This is a genomic window from Streptomyces luteoverticillatus (genome assembly GCF_003970715.1).
Classification (GTDB): Bacteria; Actinomycetota; Actinomycetes; order Streptomycetales; family Streptomycetaceae; genus Streptomyces; species Streptomyces abikoensis.
The window spans coordinates 4637328-4657945 of record NZ_CP034587.1 but is presented as its reverse complement, the minus strand read 5'-3'; the positions used below and the strand labels follow the sequence as shown (position 1 = coordinate 4657945).

The 20618-nt window shown below is 71.0% G+C and carries 13 protein-coding genes and 1 pseudogene; 5 read left to right on the top strand and 9 right to left on the bottom strand.

Features of this window, described 5'->3' with window-relative positions; translation table 11 throughout:
• Nucleotides 1–250: 250 nt before the first annotated feature.
• The 7 genes from EKH77_RS20785 to EKH77_RS20755 all read right to left on the bottom strand — a co-directional run bounded on the left by EKH77_RS20785 (nt 251) and on the right by EKH77_RS20755 (nt 10861).
• Nucleotides 251–1393, bottom strand: coding sequence for an ABC transporter ATP-binding protein (locus EKH77_RS20785; protein ID WP_126915842.1), 1143 nt, complete (start codon nt 1391–1393; stop codon nt 251–253).
• Complete coding sequence (locus EKH77_RS20780; RefSeq protein WP_126915841.1) at nt 1386–2444, bottom strand: ABC transporter ATP-binding protein; 1059 nt, start codon at nt 2442–2444, stop codon at nt 1386–1388. The genes EKH77_RS20785 and EKH77_RS20780 overlap by 8 nt, the downstream gene beginning before the upstream one ends.
• 11 nt (nt 2445–2455) lie before the next feature.
• Nucleotides 2456–3424, bottom strand: a complete 969-nt coding sequence (locus tag EKH77_RS20775) for an ABC transporter permease (protein ID WP_126915840.1) — start codon at nt 3422–3424, stop codon at nt 2456–2458.
• On the bottom strand, nt 3417–4343 hold the full coding sequence (locus tag EKH77_RS20770) for an ABC transporter permease (protein ID WP_126918191.1): 927 nt from the start codon (nt 4341–4343) through the stop codon (nt 3417–3419). The genes EKH77_RS20775 and EKH77_RS20770 overlap by 8 nt, the downstream gene beginning before the upstream one ends.
• A 183-nt stretch (nt 4344–4526) precedes the next feature.
• Nucleotides 4527–6170: a peptide ABC transporter substrate-binding protein gene (locus EKH77_RS20765; protein ID WP_126915839.1), complete on the bottom strand. Its 1644-nt coding sequence runs from the start codon at nt 6168–6170 to the stop codon at nt 4527–4529.
• Between the two features lie 389 nt (nt 6171–6559).
• Nucleotides 6560–8464, bottom strand: coding sequence for a translational GTPase TypA (gene typA, locus EKH77_RS20760; RefSeq protein ID WP_126915838.1), 1905 nt, complete (start codon nt 8462–8464; stop codon nt 6560–6562).
• 219 nt (nt 8465–8683) lie between these two features.
• Entirely contained in the window at nt 8684–10861 is a 2178-nt protein-coding gene (locus EKH77_RS20755; RefSeq protein WP_126915837.1) for an ABC transporter family substrate-binding protein, read from the bottom strand.
• Between the two features lie 301 nt (nt 10862–11162).
• Between EKH77_RS20755 and EKH77_RS20750 the strand changes: the two genes are divergently transcribed.
• The 5 genes and pseudogenes from EKH77_RS20750 (at nt 11163) to EKH77_RS20730 (ending at nt 17257) form a co-directional block, all read left to right on the top strand.
• Nucleotides 11163–11459: a hypothetical protein gene (locus EKH77_RS20750; protein ID WP_126915836.1), complete on the top strand. Its 297-nt coding sequence runs from the start codon at nt 11163–11165 to the stop codon at nt 11457–11459.
• A gap of 51 nt (nt 11460–11510) precedes the next feature.
• Entirely contained in the window at nt 11511–12350 is an 840-nt protein-coding gene (locus EKH77_RS20745; protein ID WP_126915835.1) for a hypothetical protein, read from the top strand.
• 91 nt (nt 12351–12441) lie between these two features.
• Nucleotides 12442–14370 carry a fumarate reductase/succinate dehydrogenase flavoprotein subunit gene (locus EKH77_RS20740; RefSeq protein ID WP_126915834.1) on the top strand — a complete coding sequence of 643 codons (1929 nt, stop codon included), beginning with the start codon at nt 12442–12444 and terminating at the stop codon, nt 14368–14370.
• Nucleotides 14367–15133: pseudogene (locus EKH77_RS20735) on the top strand (succinate dehydrogenase/fumarate reductase iron-sulfur subunit). The gene EKH77_RS20740 and the pseudogene EKH77_RS20735 overlap by 4 nt, the downstream one beginning before the upstream one ends.
• A gap of 186 nt (nt 15134–15319) precedes the next feature.
• Nucleotides 15320–17257 (top strand): TPM domain-containing protein, encoded by a 1938-nt coding sequence (locus EKH77_RS20730; protein WP_240667456.1) that lies wholly within the window; start codon nt 15320–15322, stop codon nt 17255–17257.
• A gap of 118 nt (nt 17258–17375) precedes the next feature.
• Here EKH77_RS20730 and EKH77_RS20725 read toward each other — a convergent pair whose 3' ends face one another.
• Nucleotides 17376–19910 (bottom strand): SpoIIE family protein phosphatase, encoded by a 2535-nt coding sequence (locus tag EKH77_RS20725; protein ID WP_126918189.1) that lies wholly within the window; start codon nt 19908–19910, stop codon nt 17376–17378.
• Nucleotides 19911–20098: 188 nt separating this feature from the next.
• A complete protein-coding gene (locus EKH77_RS20720) occupies nt 20099–20518 on the bottom strand; it encodes an ATP-binding protein (RefSeq protein ID WP_126915833.1) in 420 nt (139 codons plus the stop codon).
• Nucleotides 20519–20618 lie beyond the last annotated feature (100 nt).

The window sequence follows — 20618 nt, the reverse complement described above, 5'->3', positions numbered from 1 at the left end:
AAGTACGCGACAAAGCATGGTCGTTACAACTTGACGCCGTCAAGATCGGCCATAACGCAAAACAAGCCAGTTTCGCCAAACGAATGGCCGAAACCTTTCGTATCGGAATGCGGACCGGGGCTTGCGTTTTCCCCGCACATACGCGGACGCACATATGCGGACGCCAATACGCGGACGCGCATACGAAAGCGCCCGGACCCGATCCCGCTCAGGGATCAGGTCCGGGCGCCCGGTTGGACGACGGCAAGCGCTACGCCGCCCCCACCACGTCCTTCTCCTCCGCGAAGTGGCACGCCGACTCGTGCGCCGCCGGCGTGGACTTGCCCGCGAAGACCTGCGGCACCGCCAGCAGCGGCACCTCCTCCGCGCACTTGTCCTGCGCCTTCCAGCAGCGGGTGCGGAAGCGGCAGCCCGACGGCGGGTTGGCCGGGGACGGCACGTCGCCCGTCAGGATGATCCGCTCGCGGCGCTCGCGCGCGTCCGGGTCCGGGACCGGGACGGCGGAGAGCAGGGCCTGGGTGTAGGGGTGGGTCGGGTGGTCGTAGATCTCGGCGTCCGTGCCGATCTCCGCCATCTTGCCCAGGTACATCACGCCCACGCGGTCCGAGATGTGCCGCACGATGGACAGGTCGTGGGCGATGAAGACGTAGGAGAGGTTGAACTCGTCCTGGAGCTTCTCCATCAGGTTGATGACCTGCGCCTGCACCGAGACGTCCAGCGCCGAGACGGGCTCGTCGCAGATGATGATCTCGGGGTTGAGGGCCAGGCCGCGCGCGATGCCGATGCGCTGCCGCTGGCCGCCCGAGAACTGGTGCGGATAGCGGTTGATGTACTCGGGGTTGAGGCCCACGACGTCCAGGAGCTCCTGGACCCGCTTGCGGCGGTCGCCCTTGGGGGCCACCTCCGGGTGGATCTCGAAGGGCTCCCCGATGATGTCGCCCACCGTCATACGGGGGTTGAGCGAGGTGTACGGGTCCTGGAACACCATCTGGATGTTGCGGCGGACCGCCTTCAGCGCGCGCCCGGACAGCTTGGTGATGTCCTGGCCCTTGTAGAAGACCTCGCCGGAGGTGGCCGTCTCCAGGGTCATCAGCAGCTTGGCGACGGTGGACTTGCCACAGCCGGACTCGCCGACGATGCCGAGGGTCTCGCCCTGGTAGAGGTCGAAGGAGACGCCGTCCACGGCCTTGACCGCGCCGACCTGCTTCTTGAAGAGGATGCCCTGGGTCAGCGGGAAGTGCTTGACCAGGTTGCGCACCTGGAGGATCGGCTCGCCGCGCTCCACGGGGGCGTCGAGGACGGCCTCGACCTCCTGGGTCGTCGACGCGTCGCTGACGTGCACCTCGGAGACGTTCGGTGTCGCGGCGACGTCCTTCTTACCCGTCTCAGCCATGGATCGTCTCCTTCCAGAAGTGGCACGCGCTGCCGCGGCCGGCGAGCTCCGTGCCGTCCCGCTCGGTCACCTGGTGGAGGACGGGGACGTCCACGCCGCAGGTGTCCTGTGCCATGGGGCAGCGCGGGTTGAACGCGCAACCGGCCGGGATGCGCAGCAGGTTGGGCGGCAGGCCCTTGATCGCGTAGAGCTCCTGGCCCTTCTGGTCCAGGCGCGGGATGGAGTCGAGGAGACCCTTGGTGTACGGGTGGGCCGGGCGCTTGTAGAGCTCGTGGACCGGCGCGGTCTCGACGATGCGGCCCGCGTACATCACCGCGATCTTGTCGGCGACGTCGGCGACGACGCCCAGGTCGTGGGTGATCAGGATCAGGCCCATGTTGTATTCCTGCTGGAGCTCCGCCAGCAGGTCCATGACCTGGGCCTGGACGGTCACGTCCAGGGCGGTCGTCGGCTCGTCCGCGATGATCAGGTCCGGCTCCAGGGCCAGCGCCATCGCGATCATGATGCGCTGACGCATACCGCCCGAGAACTGGTGGGGGTAGTCGTCGACGCGCTGCTTGGCGGCCGGGATGCGGACGCGGTCCATCAGCTCGATGGCCTTGGCCTTGGCCTCCTTCTTGGAGAGGCCCTGGTGCACCCGGTACATCTCGCCGAGCTGGTAGCCGACGCTGAGGACGGGGTTCAGCGAGGAGAGGGCGTCCTGGAAGATCATGGCGATCTTCCGGCCGCGGATCTTCCGCCTCTCGTCGGCGGACATGGCGAGCATGTCCTGGCCGCGGAAGAGGATCTGGCCCTGCGGGATCTTCCCGGGCGGCATGTCGAGGATGCCCATGATGGCCTGCGCGGTCACGGACTTGCCGGAACCGGACTCGCCGAGCACGGCGAGGGTCTCACCGGCGTCGACGGTGTAGTTGACGCCGTTGACGGCCTTGGCGATGCCCTCGCGGGTGTGGAACTCCACGTGGAGGTCGCGCACCTCGAGCAGCGGGGTCTTCTTGTCGCCGTCGGTCCCCGGCTCGGGGGCGTTCGCGGTCTTCTCTGTCACGGTCACGTACGCCTCCCTCAGCGCAGCTTGGGGTCGAGGGCGTCGCGCACCGCGTCGCCGAGCATGATGAAGGCGAGGACGGTGACGCAGAGCATGCCGGCGGGGAAGAACATCACATGCGGGTTGTCCCGGATGGAGTCCTTGGCGTCCGAGATGTCGATACCCCACGAGATCGTCGGCTCGGAGAGACCGAGACCGAGGTAGGACAACGTGGCCTCGGCCGCGATGTAGCCGCCGAGGGCGATGGTGGCGACGACGATGACGGGCGCGATGGCGTTCGGCAGGATGTGCCGGAACATGATGCGCCCGGTGCCCGCGCCCAGCGCGCGGGCGGCGGTCACGTAGTCGGACTGCTTGGTGGTGATCACCGAGCCGCGCATCACGCGGGCGATCTGGGTCCAGCCCAGGAAGGCCATGGCGGCGGCCACGACCCACACCTTCCGGTCGGAGAAGCTCACCAGGATGACCATCGAGCCGAGGAAGAAGGGGATGCCGAAGAATATGTCGGTGATGCGGGAGAGCACCGAGTCGACCCAGCCGCCGTAGTAACCGGCGATCATGCCGACCAGGCCGCCGAGGAGCGTCACGGCGATGGTGACGAGCACACCGACGCTGATCGAGGCGCGGGCGCCGTAGATGACACGCGCGTAGATGCTGCGGCCCTGCTTGTCGTAGCCGAACCAGTCGGCCGAGAAGACGTCGCCGTACTCGGGCTTGGTGAGGAAGTGGTGGGTGAGGTCACCGTTGCGCGGGTTGGTGCTGGTGAACAGCGACGGCCAGAGGGCCATCACCAGCAGCAGCACGATCAGCAGCCCGGAGATCACGAAGAACGGGTTGCGGCGCAGGTCGCGCCAGGCGTCGCTCCACAGGCTGCGGGGCTTGCCGGACGACGCGGGGGCGGCCACCACCGCGGCCTCGCCGGCGGCCGCCGCGGTCTCCGCCGCGCTCTCCGCCGCCGTGCCGGGGGTCTTGGTCACGTCAGGCATACCGGATCCTCGGGTCCAGGACCGCGTAGAGCAGGTCGACGATCAGGCTGGTGAACAGGAAGACGAGGACCAGGACGGTGACGATGCCGACGGTGGTCGTGCCCTCGCCCTGGTTGACGGCCCGGTAGAGCTGCTGGCCGACGCCCTGGACGTTGAAGATGCCCTCCGTCACGATCGCGCCGCCCATCAGGGCGCCGATGTCGGTGCCGAGGAAGGTGACGACGGGGATCAGTGAGTTGCGCAGCAGGTGGACACCGACGATCCGGCGCCGGGGCAGGCCCTTGGCGAGCGCGGTGCGCATGTAGTCGGAGCGCAGGTTCTCGCTGATGGTGGTGCGGGTCAGCCGCGCCACGTACGCCAGCGACAGCGAGCCGAGCACGGCGCCCGGCAGGATCAGCTGGGTGATGTCCTCGGAATCCCTGACGTTGGGCGTCACCCAGCCCAGTTCGACACCGAAGACGGTCTGGAAGATGTAGCCGAGGACGAAGACCGGGACCGAGATCACCAGCAGGGTGAAGATCAGGACGGCGGTGTCCAGCGCCCGGCCGGCCTTGAGGCCCGCGAAGACGCCGAGGGTGATGCCGAGGACGACCTCGATGACGAACGCGACGAGCGCCAGCCGGATGGTGACCGGGAAGGCCTCGCCCATCACGTCGGAGACCTGACGGCCGCCGAAGGTCTCACCGAACTTGCCCTGGACGAGATCGACCATGTAGTTCCAGTACTGGTGCCACAGCGGCAGGTCGAAGCCGTACTTGTGGCGCAGCGCCTCGACCTGCGCCGGGTCGGGCACCTTGTCGCCCCACAGCGCCTTGATCGGGTCGCCGGGGAGCCAGTGCACCATCAGGAAAATCAGTAGCGTGGTCCCGATGAACACCGGGATCATCTGGAGCAGTCGCCGCGCGACGTAACGCCCCATCATGCCTCCAAGTCAGTCGCAGCCCGCGACGCGCCGGGCAGCCTGACTTCCCTGGGATGTGGGGGGACAGCGGTGCCGGGGATGTGCGGGAGCGCCGGTGCCGCCGACGGGTCGGCGGCACCGGCCTTGCGGATGTACGAGTGCCCAGGGGCTGCAGGGGCCCCGGGAGTTACGGCCTAGGTGTTACTTCTGCTTGACCTGGATGGCCCAGAAGAGGGGCTCACCGTCCTGGCCGTACTTGATCTTGTCGTACACCTTGGTGGACTGGCCGGAGTTGACGGCGTAGTACCACAGCGGGATGACGGGAAGCTTCTTGGTGAGGACCTTCTCGGCGTCCTGGTAGAGCTTCACCGACTCGTCCAGGGAGCTGACGTTGTCCGCCTTGGCGGCGAGCTCGTCGAACTCCTTGTTCTCGTAACCACCCTGGTTGCCGTCGGCCTTGGAGCCGTAGAGGTCACGCAGGAAGTTGGCGTTGACGGGGTAGTCGAGGTTCCAGCCCGACCGGTACAGCGACTTGACCTGCTTCTTCTCGCGGGTGTCGAGGTCGGCCTTGAAGTTCGGCTTGGAGTCGCCGACGCAGTCCACACCGGTGTTGGTGCGGATGCTGTTGCAGACCGCGTCGACCCACGGCTTGTGGTTCAGGTCGGCGTTGTACTGGATGGAGATCTTGTTGCCCGGGACGCCGCCGCCCTCCTTGATGAGCTGCTTGGCCTTCTCCGGGTTGAAGGTGCAGGCCTCGCCACAGGAGTTGGCCTGGTAGCCCAGCACGCCCTTGGCGACGAAGCTGTTGGCCGGGATGCGGGTGCCGTGGAGGGTGTTCTTGGTGATGGTCTCGCGGTCGACCGCCATCGACAGGCCCTGGACGACCTTGTTGTCGATGCTCTTCCACTGGTCGGAGTAGTACGCGACGGCGACGTCCTGGATGGCGGAGTACTCCACCGTGGCGGCGCGGTCCCCGAGGTCCTGCTTGTACGTGGTGAGCGAGGTGTCGGGGATCTGCTCGATCCAGTCGAGGTTGTCCGAGCGGAGGTCGTTGTAGGCGGCGTCGGCGGTGGTGTAGTTCTTGAAGGTGATGCCGCCGTTCTTGGCCTTGTTCGGTCCCGTGTAACCGTCGAAGCGCTTCACGACGATCTTGTCGTTGTGCGCCCAGGAGTCGAACTTGTAGGGGCCGTTGCCGACCGGCTTCTCACCGTAGCCCTTGGGGTCCTTGAAGAAGGCCTGGGGCAGCGGCGCCCAGACGATGTACCCCAGCTTGTAGTTGAAGTACGGGACCTTGTTCTTGAGCGTGATCGTGAACTCGTTGTCGTTGACGACCTTCAGGCCCGACATCTTGTCCGACTTGGGCTCCGCGCCCTTCTCCGCCGGGTGGAGGTCGTCGAAGCCCTCGATGTCGCTGAACCAGTTCGAGTTGATCTGGTTGTTCTTGGTGTTGGCCGACCAGTTCCAGGAGTCCACGTAGGACTGCGCGGTCACGGTCTCGCCGTTGTGGAACTTCCAGCCCGGCTTGAGCTTGACCGTCCAGTGCTGGGCGTCCGAGGACGTCACCGACTCGGCGTTGACGTTCACGATCTTGGCGGTGCCCGATTCGTACGTCACCAGCGTCGAGAACAGGGTGTTCAGCACCCGGTGGCCCTGCTGCTCCTTGGCGTTCGCCGGCTGCAGGGCGTTCTGCGGTTCGCCCGTGTGAACGGTGATCGTCCCGTTGGGGTCGACCTTTCCGTCCGTCAGACCGCCACCGCTGTCGCTCTTGTCACCGCCACAGGCCGTCGCGGCCAGCGCCACGACTATCGCGCACGTGACCCACTTGGCGCTCCTGGCACCGCGCATGGGTTTGCCTCCTCAAGAGTCCACTATTCGCTACAAGTGAGGCGCCGGTCCCTCGCTGACACCCCTGACAGCGAAGTCGGAACCGGCACCTCGAGTGTGCTCGTGAGTCGGCGCTCCCCACAGCGCGTGACCCATTGACCCGAGCTCAGTGACCCCACTATTTATTACGACCGCCCTTTAAACCACTCTTACTGGGTCTCGCTTTGGTCACATCGATCATCGCGAGCCGTTCGAAATGCGGACAAAGACAGCACAGACAGACACCTACGAAACGGACTGTTAACACGACATCCGGAGCGTGAGCCCTGGTATCCGGACGAAAAACGCCGTCGGGCCCGGCACCGGAGGAGTTCCGGTGCCGGGCCCGACGGTTGGGGCCTGAGTGGGCGTCAGCGCTTGGCGCGGGAAGCCGTGCGGCCGCGCTCCTTCTGGTCCAGGACGACCTTGCGGATGCGGACCGCCTCCGGGGTGACCTCGACGCACTCGTCGTCGCGGCAGAACTCCAGGGACTGCTCCAGCGACAGCTTGCGCGGCGGGACGATCGCCTCGAAGGAGTCGGCGGAGGAGGAGCGCATGTTGGTGAGCTTCTTCTCCTTGGTGATGTTGACGTCCATGTCGTCGGCGCGCGAGTTCTCGCCGACGATCATGCCCTCGTACACCTCGGTGCCCGGGTCGGTGAAGAGGACGCCGCGCTCCTGGAGGTTCGTCATCGCGAAGGCGGTGACGGCACCGGCGCGGTCGGCGACCAGCGAACCGTTGTTACGGGTCTTCAGCTCGCCGAACCACGGCTCGTGGCCCTCGTGGATGGAGTGGGCGATACCGGTACCGCGGGTGTTCGTCAGGAACTCCGTACGGAAGCCGATGAGGCCGCGGGACGGGACGACGAACTCCATGCGGACCCAGCCGGAGCCGTGGTTGGACATGTTGTCCATGCGGCCCTTACGGGTGCCCATGAGCTGGGTGACGGCGCCCATGTGCTCCTCGGGGACGTCGACCGTGAGGCGCTCGACCGGCTCGTGGGTCTTGCCGTCGACCTCCTTGGTGACGACCTGCGGCTTGCCGATGGTCATCTCGAAGCCCTCGCGGCGCATCTGCTCGACCAGGATGGCCAGCGCCAGCTCACCGCGGCCCTGCACCTCCCAGGCGTCGGGGCGCTCGGTGTCCAGGACGCGCAGCGAGACGTTACCGATCAGCTCGCGGTCCAGACGGTCCTTGACCTGGCGGGCGGTGACCTTGCGGTCCTTGACGGCGGACTTGGCGTCCGCGCCCTTGCCGGTGCCGCCACGGCCGACCAGCGGCGAGGTGTTGGTGCCGATGGTCATGGAGATCGCGGGCTCGTCGACCGTGATCAGGGGCAGCGCGACCGGGTTCTCCGGGTCGGCCAGGGTCTCGCCGATCATGATGTCGGGGATACCGGCGACGGCGCAGATGTCACCCGGGCCGGCCACCTCGGCGGGCTTGCGGGTGAGGGCCTCGGTCATCATCAGCTCGGTGATGCGGACGTTGGAGACCGTGCCGTCGCGCTTGATCCACGCGACGGTCTGGCCCTTGCGCAGCTCGCCCTGCTCGACGCGGAGCAGCGCGATGCGGCCGAGGAAGTTGTCGGCGTCGAGGTTGGTGACGTGGGCCTGGAGCGGCGCGTCCTCCTCGAACGTCGGGGCCGGGACGTGGGCCAGGATGGTGGAGAAGAACGGCTCCAGGTTCTCGCTGTCGGCGGGGACGGTGCCGTCCTCCGGCTTGGTCAGCGAGGCGATGCCGTCACGGCCGCAGGCGTAGACGATCGGGAACTCGATCTGGTCCTCGTCGGCGTCCAGGTCGAGGAAGAGGTCGTAGGTCTCGTTGACGACCTCGTCGATGCGGGAGTCCGGGCGGTCCGTCTTGTTGATGCACAGGATGACCGGCTTCCGCTGCTGGAGCGCCTTGCGGAGCACGAAGCGGGTCTGCGGCAGCGGGCCCTCGGAGGCGTCGACGAGCAGGACGACCGCGTCGACCATCGACAGACCGCGCTCGACCTCGCCACCGAAGTCGGCGTGGCCGGGGGTGTCGATGATGTTGATCGTGATCGGAGCCCCGCCGTCCTTGGGGTGGTACTTCACCGCCGTGTTCTTGGCGAGGATCGTGATGCCCTTCTCACGCTCCAGGTCGTTCGAGTCCATGACCCGGTCGTCGACGGAGTCGAGCTGGTGCGCGGCGAAGGCGCCGGCCTGCTTGAGCATGGCGTCGACGATGGTCGTCTTGCCGTGGTCGACGTGGGCGACGATGGCGACGTTTCGAATGTCGTGGCGCGTGGGCACTTGCGGCGCTTCTCCCGGAATCGTGGATGGCGACGCGTACGGTCCGGTACGCGTGCCTCGCCGGGCACATCACGCCACGGCTACGTTCCATGGTACGGGGGCGCCGCGCGCTTGGCGTTCCGGGACCGGGCGAGCACCCGCTGACCTGCGGATTTACGCCTCGGCCCCAGCACGGGACGGGCTGGAATCAGCCCGTCCGGCGCTTGGGGACACCGCGTGTCACCGCTCGAAGCCGATGTCCTGGTACCGGGGGCTGGCCAGACCGAACGCCCCGGCGTTGACGACGGTCCTGCGCGCCCCGACCAGCTCGGGCCGCTGGTAGAGCGGCAGGGACGCCGCCACCGCCCAGATCCGGGCGTCCGCCCGGCCGATCAGGTCCCGGGAGGCCTCGTCGTCGAGTTCGGTCGACGCCTGGTCGAAGAGGCGGTCGATCTGGTCGGTGCCGACGCGGGTGTAGTTCTGCTCGACGACCAGGGAGCCGTCGGCCGCCGGCTGGGGCTTGGCGAAGACGGGGCGGGCGTCGGTGGCCGGGTAGGGGCCGGTGGGCCAGCCGTAGAGGGCCAGGTCGAAGTCGCCGTTGGCGATGTGGTCCTTGAAGAAGCCGCCGTCGTCGACGGCGACGAGCTCCGTGCGGACGCCGATGGCGTCGAGCTGGCGGGCGATCCGCTCGCCCACGGCCCGGAGCGGCTCGGCGCCGCTGCCCTTGGGCAGAACGAAGCGGAGGACGAGCTTCTTGCCGTCCTTGAAGCGGGCGGGGGCGGCCCCGGCCTTGCCCCCGTTGTCGTACGCGGTGCCGTGGCCGGCCTTGCCGTCGGCGACGGCGCCCGCGTTGCTCTGGTCGTCACCGCCGCCGTCGCCGTCGTCGTCCTCGTCCCTGTCGTCACCCTTGCCGAGGCCGGGCACGCCGCCGGTGTCGGCGGCCTTCTTCCCGGGGGCGGCGCCGTGGCCCTCCTTCCAGCCCGCGTCGGTGAGCAGGGCCATGGCGGCGTGGGGGTCGACGGAGCCGACGGCGTCGCTGTTGTCCTCGTAGCCCGGCTGCCCGGCCACCAGGAGGTGGCTGCCCAGCGGCTGGGCGGGCAGGCCCAGCGGGGTGAGGACGTACTCGGCGAGGGCCTTGCGGTCGACGGCGCGGGCGATGGCGCGGCGGACGCGCTCGTCCGCGAGCGGGCCGGAGGCGGCGTTGAGGGCGAGCTGGGTGTAGGCGGGCTCCAGGGACTTGCGGACGACCAGGCCGCGCAGGGCGGTCACGTCGGCGGCGGCGGGCTTGTTCGCCCCGTCCAGCCGGGAGCCGTCGGGGCGGGCCCGGCCGCCCGGCGCGGAGGGGCTGCCGACGACGGAGGGGTGGCCCGCCGGCGGGGTCACGGGGGAGCGGCTCCCGGTGAGGCCCGGGGAGCGGCCGTCCTTGTCGGACTTCTCCTTCGGCGCCGCGGTGACCTTCATGATGCGTTCGGCGGCGGCCGGGGTGAGCTCGGCGAGGTCGGCCTTGCCACTGGCGAGGGCCTCCACGCGCTGGTCGCGCGGCACGGCCCGGAGCACCAGCTTCTCCAGCCGGGCCCGGTCGCCCCACCAGCGGGGGTTGCGGGCGAGGGTGAGGGTGCCCTGCTTGTCGTCCCGGGCGGCGACCTGGAAGGGGCCCGCGGCCTGCGGGGCCTCCTTGCGGAGGGAGTCATTGAAGGCGATGCCGCTGCCCATGACGGACTTCGGGTACAGGGGCGTGAAGAGCGCGGGCCAGTCGGCGAGGCTCTTGGCGAAGGTGACCTTGACCTCGCGGTCGTCCGCGCCGCGCTCGACGCGGTCGATGCGGTCGTAGCCGGCGTTGTGGGCCGCCCAGAAGGCGCTGTCCTTGCCGCGCAGGGCCTTCCACTGGGCCTCGAAGTCGGCGGCGGTGATCGCGCTGCCGTCGCCCCAGACGGCCTTCGGGTTGAGCTTGTAGACGACGACCTGCCGGGGGCGGCGCTGGGTGACGGCGGCGGAGACCAGGTAGTCCGGGTCCCGCTGGGGGCGGCCCCGCTCGTCGAGGGTGAAGAGGGTGGGCAGCACCGCGCCGGCGACCCGCTGGGTCGCCGCGTCCGCGTCGGCCTGGAAGGCGTTGTAGGTGCTGGGCAGCGCGTCGATAGCCCAGGTCAGGGTGCCCCGGTCGGCGACCTTGGCACGGGCGACGGTCGCGATGTCCCGGGGGGCGGGCGGGCCCTCGGCGTCGTCCTCCTCCCCGCCACCACCGGAGCAGCCCGCGAGGAGCGGCAGGGGCAGCAGCACGGCGGCCGCGAGGAGGACAGCTCCCCGGCGCGGCCGGCGGGCGCGCCGCGTACGGCCGGCCCGGGAGCGGTCGGCGGCAGCGGCGGCACCGGGCCCGGGCGAGGGCGACGGCGGGGACGACGGGGGTGCCACGCGTGCCATGGGTACTCCCTCCGCCGGACCGGTCCGGGATCGTTCGCGGCCGGCGCGGTGGCGCCGCGCCAGGGCGTCTGCTGCCGCCCACTGAAAGCGACGGCCCGTTCGAAGCCGTGCCGACACGTCGCCGCCCCGGCCGAGGCCACCCACCCGGCCGAACGAAGAGGCGGCCAAAGGGGGTCGGGTGAACGCGTTCCGCCATTGGCGCGATCGCGGCGGCTATCTTCCCCTCAAGGGGTGTGACGCGCGACACTCTCTGTCGCATGACCGGGCGCCACCCGCCATCACCGAAGCGGAAGGCCACATCATGTCCGTCAACGATGACTTGAACGCGATTCAGCGCAGCCTCGACGAGCTCGGCCGCTCGGTGGACCGGCTGGAGAGGCAGCTGGGCAAGGGCGGGCTGGAAGTGCGCAGGCTGCGCACCGACTCGGACCATCTGCGCGACGACCTGGCCCTGCTCCGGGAGCGCGCCACGCGGTCCGGACGGCAGCCGCAGCCGGTCCAGCAGATGGTGACGATCCCCGACGCCCCGTACGACACGTCGCTGTGGACGGACGCGGACGAGGAGGGGCTCGGCTGCCGGGACCGGCGCGCGCCCTAGGGGCCGCCGCGCAGCGGCGAGTCCACCGTCCACTCCTGACCGGAGTCCTCCTTGGCCACTGGTACCGACCCCGAAACCGCCGCCGCGGGCCACGCGCCCGCGCGCGGCGTCCACCACTCCACGCGCGCCGCGATCCCGGCCCCCCATCTGCGCGCCGACCGCTGGTGGCTGTCACCCGCCGTCACGGCCGCCGGGCTGCTCGCCTTCGTCGTGTACTCCACCTGGCGGGCCTTCGCCGGCACCGACTACTACGCGGCCCCCTACGTCTCGCCCTTCTACTCCCCCTGTCTCGCCGACAACTGCGTGGAGATGAAGGGCGGCGCGGACTGGGGGGTCGTCGGCTCGTGGTGGGGGCTGTCGCCCGCCCTGCTGGTGCTGATCTTCCCGCTGGGCTTCCGGCTGACCTGCTACTACTACCGCAAGGCGTACTACCGCGGGTTCTGGGCCTCTCCCCCGGCCTGCGCGGTGCCCGAGCCGCACAAGAAGTACAGCGGTGAGACGCGCTTCCCGCTGATCCTCCAGAACGTCCACCGCTACTTCTTCTACTTCGCGGTGCTCGTCGCGGGAATCCTCACCTACGACGCGGTCCTGGGCTTCCGCGACGCGGACGGTGCCTGGGGCCACATGGGGCTGGGCACGCTCGTCCTGCTCGCCAACATCGCGCTGATCTGGGCGTACACCCTGTCCTGCCACTCCTGCCGGCACATCGTCGGCGGCCGGCTGCGCAACTTCTCCAAGCACCCCGTGCGCTACCGCATGTGGGGCTGGGTGAGCGCGCTCAACGCCCGCCACATGCAGCTGGCCTGGGCGTCGCTGGTGAGCGTGGCGGTGGCGGACTTCTACGTCTTTCTGGTCGCGAGCGGCGCCTTCAGCGACCCGCGCTTCTTCTGACGCGCGCTTCTTCTGACGCGCGCTTCTCCTGACGCGCGCTTCTCCTGACGCGCGCTTCTCCTGACAAACGAACAAAGGGATCTTCTCTCACATGACTCGGGTGGACCGGCAGTCCTGGGACGTGGTCGTGGTGGGCGCCGGGGGCGCCGGGCTGCGGGCGGCGATCGAGGCGCGCGAGCAGGGGCTGCGCTGCGCGGTGATCTGCAAATCGCTGTTCGGCAAGGCGCACACGGTGATGGCGGAGGGCGGCATCGCCGCCTCCATGGCCAACGTCAACCACAACGACAACTGGCAGGTGCACTTCCGCGACACCATGCGCGGCGGCAAGTTCCTCAACAACTGGCGGATGGCCGAGCTCCACGCCCAGGAGGCCCCCGACCGGGTGTGGGAGCTGGAGACCTGGGGCGCCGTCTTCGACCGCACCCCGGACGGCCGAATCTCCCAGCGGAACTTCGGCGGCCACGAGTACCCGCGACTGGCGCACGTCGGCGACCGTACGGGCCTGGAGCTGATCCGCACCCTCCAGCAGAAGATCGTCTCGCTCCAGCAGGAGGACCACCGGGAGTACGGGGACTACGAGGCGCGGCTGAAGGTCTTCCAGGAGTGCACGGTCACCCGGGTGCTCAAGGAGGGCGGCCGGGTCTCCGGCGTCTTCGGCTACGAGCGCGAGTCCGGCCGCTTCTTCGTCATCGAGGCGCCGGCGGTGGTGCTGGCGACCGGCGGCATCGGCAAGTCGTTCAAGGTGACCTCGAACTCCTGGGAGTACACGGGCGACGGGCACGCGCTGGCACTGCTGGCGGGGGCCCGGCTGGTCAACATGGAGTTCGTGCAGTTCCACCCGACGGGGATGGTCTGGCCGCCGTCGGTGAAGGGCATCCTCGTCACCGAGTCGGTGCGCGGCGACGGCGGGGTGCTGCGCAACAGCGACGGCAAACGGTTCATGTTCGACTACGTGCCGGACGTGTTCAAGGAGAAGTACGCCGAGTCCGAGGCCGAGGGCGACCGCTGGTACACCGACCCGGACAACAACCGCCGCCCACCCGAGCTGCTCCCCCGCGACGAGGTGGCGCGCGCCATCAACTCCGAGGTCAAGGCGGGCCGGGGCTCCCCGCACGGCGGGGTGTTTTTGGACGTGTCGACGCGGATGCCGGCCGAGGCGATCAAGCGGAAGCTGCCGTCCATGCACCACCAGTTCAAGGAGCTGGCGGACGTGGACATCACGGCCGAGCCCATGGAGGTCGGCCCGACCTGCCACTACGTCATGGGTGGCGTGGAGGTGGAGCCGGACACCGCCGCCGCGGTGGGCGTGCCGGGTCTCTTCGCGGCGGGCGAGGTCGCGGGCGGGATGCACGGCTCCAACCGGCTCGGCGGCAACTCGCTGTCCGATCTGCTGGTGTTCGGGCGGCGCGCGGGGCTGTACGCGGCGCGGTACGCGGCCGCCTTCGCCACCGAGGCGGCGCCCGTCGTAGCGGACGCCGACGTGGAGCTGGCGGAGGCGGAGGCGCTGCGGCCGTTCGGGGCGGAGGCGCAGGACGGGGCGGCCGAGAACCCGTACACCCTCCACCAGGAGCTCCAGCAGGGGATGAGCGACCTGGTCGGCATCATCCGCCGGTCCGGGGAGATGGAGGAGGCGCTGCACCGGCTGTCCGGGCTGCGGGCGCGGGCCCGGCGGGCGGGGGTGGAGGGGCACCGGCAGTTCAACCCGGGCTGGCACCTGGCGCTGGACCTGCGGAACATGCTGCTGGTCAGCGAGTGCGTGGCGCGGGCGGCGCTGGAGCGCGAGGAGAGCCGGGGCGGGCACACCCGGGACGACCACCCGGGGATGGACCGGCGGTGGCGGCGGATCAATCTGGTCTGCCGGCTGGCCGACGAGTCGGCCGAGCCGGCCGCGGCCGACTCCGCGCTGGGGCTGGTGCGCCTCGAGCGACAAGAGGCGCGGCCGATCCGGGAGGATCTGCTGGCGCTCTTCGAGAAGGAAGAACTGGCGAAGTACCTGACCGACGAGGAGCTCACCTCATGAGTTATCAGGCCCGCTTCAAGGTGTGGCGGGGCGATGCGGACGGTGGCGGCCTCGCCGACTTCGAGGTGACCGTCAACGAGGGCGAGGTCGTCCTCGACGTCGTCCACCGTCTCCAGGCGACCGCGGCGCCGGACCTCGCGGTGCGCTGGAACTGCAAGGCGGGCAAGTGCGGTTCGTGCAGCGCGGAGATCAACGGCCGGCCCCGGCTGCTGTGCATGACCCGGATGTCGGTCTTCGACCCGGCGGAGACGGTCACGATCACCCCGCTGCGGGCCTTCCCCGTACTGCGGGACCTGGTCACGGACGTGTCCTACAACTACGCCAAGGCGCGCGAGGTGCCCTCCTTCGTCCCGCCCGCCGAACTGGGGCCCGGGCAGTACCGGATGAAGCAGGAGGACGTGAACCGCGTCCAGGAGTTCCGCAAGTGCATCGAGTGCTTTCTGTGCCAGAACACCTGCCATGTGGTGCGGGACCACGAGGAGAACAAGCAGGCGTTCGCCGGGCCGCGCTTCCTGATGCGCGTCGCCGAGCTGGACATGCACCCGCTGGACGCGGCCGCCGAGGCCGGGGTGGACCGCAGGCGGGGGCGCGCGAGGAGCACGGGCTGGGGTACTGCAACATCACCAAGTGCTGCACCGAGGTCTGCCCCGAGCACATCAAGATCACGGACAATGCCCTGATCCCGCTGAAGGAACGGGTCGTCGACCGCTCGTACGACCCGCTGGTGTGGCTGGGGAGCAAGATCCGCCGCCGCAAGGCGTAGCGGGCCATCGCATCCCATCCACCATCCGGCGTAGCCGGGGTACGCCCGACCGGGCGCACGAGACCCGGCGCGCGATCGGTGGCGTGCGTAACGGCGGAGGCGCCCGCACATGGGCGTGAACACCCTCCGTATAACCTCGCACGCCCCCGGTAGCGGGTCGGCCAATCCGGTCATACGCTCCAAAACGTGACGCGGCTTTCGTGGGGGTACGGGCCGAGGGCGCCGGGCTGGGCCATGATCTGCGCCCTCGTCGCACTGTGCGCCCTGCTGCTGCCGACCGTGCCCGCCTCGCGCGCCGACACCCCGCTCGACCTGGACGCCGCCGGCCGGATCACCGACACGGTCGGCGCGCTGGGCAAACGGCGCACCCAGGTCGAGGCCGCCCTGGACCGGCTCCACACCGACCACCACATCCAGCTCTTCGTCACCTACGTCCACGACTTCTCCGGCCGCGCCGCCCACACCTGGGCCGACGCCACGGCCGACCGCAACGGCTTCGGCCCCCACGACATCCTCCTGGCCATCGCCACCCACGGCGGCCAGTACGCCGTCTCGGCCGACAAGCAGTCCGGCTTCCGCAAGGATCAGCTGGAGCGGGTCGCCACCGCCGCCATCGCCCCCGCCCTCCGGGAACACGACTGGGCCGGGGCCGCCATCGGCGCCGCCGACGGCTACCGGGCCGTGCTCCGGGGCGAGCCGGTGCACGCCCCCCTCATCCTGCCCGGCACCACCGACCCGGGCGGCGACGGTCTCCTCCCCGGCCACCGCGCGGTCTGGGTGCCCATCGCGGGCGGCGCCCTCGTCCTCCTCACCGGCCTGGCCCTGCGCAACCGCCGCTCCCGGCGGGCCCGCGCCACCGCCCGCCGCCGCCCCCGCGCGGTCCACGAGGGCGGTCGCGGCCGCGAGCGCCCGGCCGTCGCCACGAGCACCGAACCGGGCCTGGCCCGGCTGGCCCAGCCCCTCACCCCGCTGCCCGACCTGGACGCCGAGGCGTCGGCGAACCTCGTCGACACCGACGACGCCGTCCGCACCAGCGCCGAGGAACTCCGCTTCGCCACCGCCCAGCTGGGCCCGGCCGCCACCCGGCCGTTCGCCGAGGCCGTCGCCTACGCCCGCGGCGAGCTGGCCGACGCCTTCCGGCTCCGCCAGCACCTGGACGACGCCCCCTACGAGGAGGAACGGATCCGCCGGCACGCCCTGGACGAGATCTGCTCCCGCTGCACCAGCGCCAACCGGCGCCTGGACGCCGAGTCCGAGGCCTTCGACCGGCTGCGGGACCTCAAGGCCAACGCCGCCGGCATCCTCGACCGCGCCGAGGCCACCGCCCGCGCCCTCGCCCCGCGCCTCGCCGCCGCCGAGGCCGCGCTCGCCGCCCTCGCCCGCTGCCGCGCGCGCAGCGCCCTGGCCCCCGTCGCGGAGCACGTCGCCGAGGCCCGCGACCGGCTCTCCTTCGCCGACACCGCGCTCGCCGAGGCCCGCACGGCCCTCCTGGTGGCCGACCCCGAGCACGCCGCGGTCTCCGTGCGCGCCGCCGAGGCCGCCCTCTCCCAGGCCGCCACCCTCACCGCCGCCGTGCTCCGCCACACCCACGCCCTCACCGCGGCCACGACCCGCCTCCACACCGTCCTCGCCGAGGCCGCCCGCCGGCCCGAGGCGGCCCCGGCCGTGAAGACCGCCCGCCGGGCCATGGCCCACGGCCCCTACGACCCCCGCGAGGTGCTGCGCCTCCTCGACGAGGCCATGACGGTCGAGGCGCGGGCCGCGCGCACGGTGCTGGCCGCGCGGGCGGAGGTATCCGCGGCACGCGACTACATCAGCACCCACCGGGGCGCGATCGGCTGCCGGGCCCGCACCCGGCTGACGGAAGCCGAGCGGCACATCGCCCTGTGCGGCGACGACGTGCCGACCGCCGTCGCGGAGGCGACGCGCGCGATGGCCCTCGCGCAGCAGGCACGAGCACTGGCGGAGGACGACGTCGTCACGTACGGCACGTCCTACGACGCCGAGTCGACCCCGGAGCCGGCGCGGGTGCTGGGCGGGGCGCTGCTGGGGGGAATCATCCTGGCGGGCTTGCTGCCGGCGACGTTCGGCGGGGGCGCGACGCGGGGGCGGCTGGCGGGGTGAGGATGCCCCGGTCCCGCCCTTTCACCGTTTCCCAGGGGGCTCCGCCCCCTGGTACCCCCGACCCGCGCCCCGAAGGGGCGCGGGGAACTGCGCGACCAGCCACGACACACCCGCGGGCTCAGTACAGGCTCAGCAGAGCCTCGACCGCGTCCGGCGCCGGCGAGTCCCCATCCGGCAGCCCCAGCTCGAACCACACCGTCTTCCCGTGAGGGATGCGGCGGCTGCCCCAGGCAGCGCTGAGCAGACCGACCAGTTGAAGCCCCCTCCCCCCCTCATCGGTATCCCGCGCCCGCCGCCGCCGAGGCTGCACGTGCCCGCTGTCCCAGACCTCGCACACCAGCGTCCGGTCCAGCAGCAGCCGCAGCCGGATCTCGCCCTCCCCGTACCGCAACGCGTTCGTGACGAGCTCGCTGACCAGCAGCTCCGTGGTGTCGACGAGATCCCCGAGCTCCCAGCCCTCGAGCTGCTCGCGGGCGAGCTCCCTGGCCCGGGCGACCGAGCGGGGCTCGGGCGGGAGGGTCCAGTCCCCGACGCAGCCGGGGCTCAGGCCGCGCAGCCGGGCCATCAGCAGGGCGATGTCGTCCTCGCCGTGGTGGGTGTCCAGGGCGCTGAGGACGTGGTCGCAGACGTCCTCCAGGGGCCGCTCGGGGTCGGCGAGGGCCTCGCGGAAAGCGTGGAGGCCCTCGTCCAGGGGATGGTCGCGGGACTCGACGAGGCCGTCGGTGTAGAGGGCGAGCAGCGCCCCGTCCGGGAGCTCGATCTCGGTCTCCTCGAAGGGCTCGCCGCCCACGCCCAGCGGCATGCCGGGCGGCACCTCCAGGAGCATCGCGGGCTCCCCCGCCTCGACGAGGACGGGCGGCAGATGGCCGGCGTTGGCGACCGTGCAGCGCCGGGTGACCGGGTCGTACACGGCGTAGACGCACGTCGCGAGGTAGACCTCGGAGAGGTCGGCGGGGCGTACCGAGCCCCGCACGCCGCGCGAGGCGGACTGCTTGCCGCCGGGGCGGCCGAGGCCGTGGGCGATCTCGTCGAGCGCGGAGAGCACCTCGGCCGGCTCCAGGTCGAGCATGGCCAGGGTGCGGACGGCCGTGCGCAGCTCGCCCATGGCGACGGCGGCCCGCAGGCCGCGGCCCATGACGTCGCCGACGACGAGGGCCGTGCGGTGCCCGGGCAGCTCGATGACGTCGAACCAGTCGCCGCCGACCTCGGTGGCGGCGTTGCCGGGCAGATAGCGGCAGGCGATCTCGACGCCGGCGGCCTCCGGGTCGCCGGGGGGCAGCAGGCTGCGCTGGAGGATCAGGGCGCGCTCGTGCTCACGGCGGTAGAGGCGGGCGTTGTCGATGCAGACGGCCGCGCGGGCGGCGAGCTCGACGGCGAGGGCCGTGTCCCGCTCGCCGAAGGGCTCGCTGCCCTTCGTGCGGGAGAACTGGATGATGCCCAGCACCGCGTCCCGGGCGACCATCGGCACGGCCAGGGTGGACTGCACGACGGCGCCGAGCCCGTCGCCGTCCTCGCTCTCGCGGCCGGGCACGACCTGGACGTGGGCGGTGCGCAGGGCCTGGGCGCAGGGCGAGTGGAAAGGGTAGCGGTGGACCTCGCCGACCTGGACGGGCTTGGCGCCGGACCCGGCGACCGGCGCCCCGGAGACGGCGCTGGAGTAGGCCACGCGGCGCAGCTCGGCGCTGCCGTCGGCGAGCCCGGGCGGGGCCTCGTCGCCGACGAGCAGGCCCTGGTAGAGGTCGACGGAGGCGAGGTCGCAGAACTGGGGGACGGCCACGTCGAGGAGCTCGCGGGCGGTCTTCTCCAGGTCGAGGGAGTTGCCGATGCGGGCGCCGGCCTCGTTGAGGAGGGCCAGGTTGCGGCGGACGCCGGCGGCCTCGCGCTCGGCGCGCCGCCGTCCGGTGACGTCGGTGGCGATCGCGGCGACGCCGATGGGGCGGCCGCTGCCGCTGTGCAGCCGGTAGAGCGAGACGGACCAGCGACGGCGTTCGTTGTGGCCGGGCACGGGGCCGACGAGCTGGATGTCCGCCACCGGTTTGCCGGTGTCGAGGACCTGGCGCAGGGCGGCGGTGAGCCGGTCGGCCTCGGTGCGGGGCAGGAAGTCGTGCGGGGTGCGGCCGCGGTGCCAGGCGGCGGGGCGGCCGAAAGTCTGGGCGAAACTCTCGTTGACGCGCAGCAGTGTCAGGTCCGTGCCGAAGAAGAAGAAGCCGAGCGGAGATTGGCCGAAAACGGCTTCCGAGGCGGCGATGTCCGTCTCTATTCCGCGCAGCGCCCGGACGTCGACGGCGACGCAGAGCGCGGCACGGTCGCCGCGGCCGTTCTCACTGGGCATCACATAGATCTCGGCGAGGCCTTCCTGCTGGTCGCCCCGCTCGCCACGGTCGCCGCGCTGATAGGGCACCAGGCCCGTCCAGGCCCGGCCGTCGAGCCCGCCCTCGGTGAGGAAGGGCGCGGCGGGGGCCCGCCCGCGCCGGCCGTCCCGCACGGGGGCCAGGACCTCCAGGGGGTCCCGGCCGACGGCCTGCCGGGCCGTTATTCCGAAGAGCTCGGCGGCCCGCTCGCTCCATTGGTCGATCCGGCCGTCCGGGCCGAGGGAGAACGACGCCACGCGGATGTGGTCGTACAGGGAGCCGGGCGGACTGTTCTGCCACATCACCGTGGCGTCCCTGCTCTCTGGCCTGCCCGCCGTACCCGCTGGCTTTTCGCTCACGTGCCCGTCCCCTCCGGCTCTCGTGCTCGCACCGGCATCAGAAGGCCGAGTATCCAGCACAGGGGGCCTTCGGAACACGGACTTCACGATCACAGCACGGTCTCAACCCGCTATGTCTTCCCACCGGGTTACTAACCAGGCAGGGACAGCTCGAACCACACCGTCTTCCCGGTGTTGCCCGGGCGGGTGCCCCAGCGCCGGGAGGCCAGGGCGACGAGCTGGAGTCCGCGGCCGCCCTCGTCGTCGGCGTCGGCGACGCGTTCGCGGGGCGGGTCGGGCAGCGGGTCGGAGACTTCCACCAGAAGGGTGGGTCCCGCGTGGGAGTACATCCGCACCCCGATGGGGCCGCTGGCGTAGCGCAGGGAGTTGGTGACGAGCTCGCTGACCAGGAGGACCGTGACGTCGGTGACGGAGTCCAGGCCCCATTCGCGCAGGGTGTCGCGCACGAGCGTGCGGGCGGTGCGCACGGCCGCGGCGTCGGCGGGGAAGCTCCACTCGGCGAAGCCGGGCGTATGTGCCAAGGTCCCCGTGCTGTCGCTCACGCCGACCACTTCCCAGACCGCTGACCGCAGACCTCTGACGTCGGTGACGCCTCTGACGCTGACCCGTGACCACCTCCGGCATGTCCGCCTTTGGGGCCAATAATCAGCA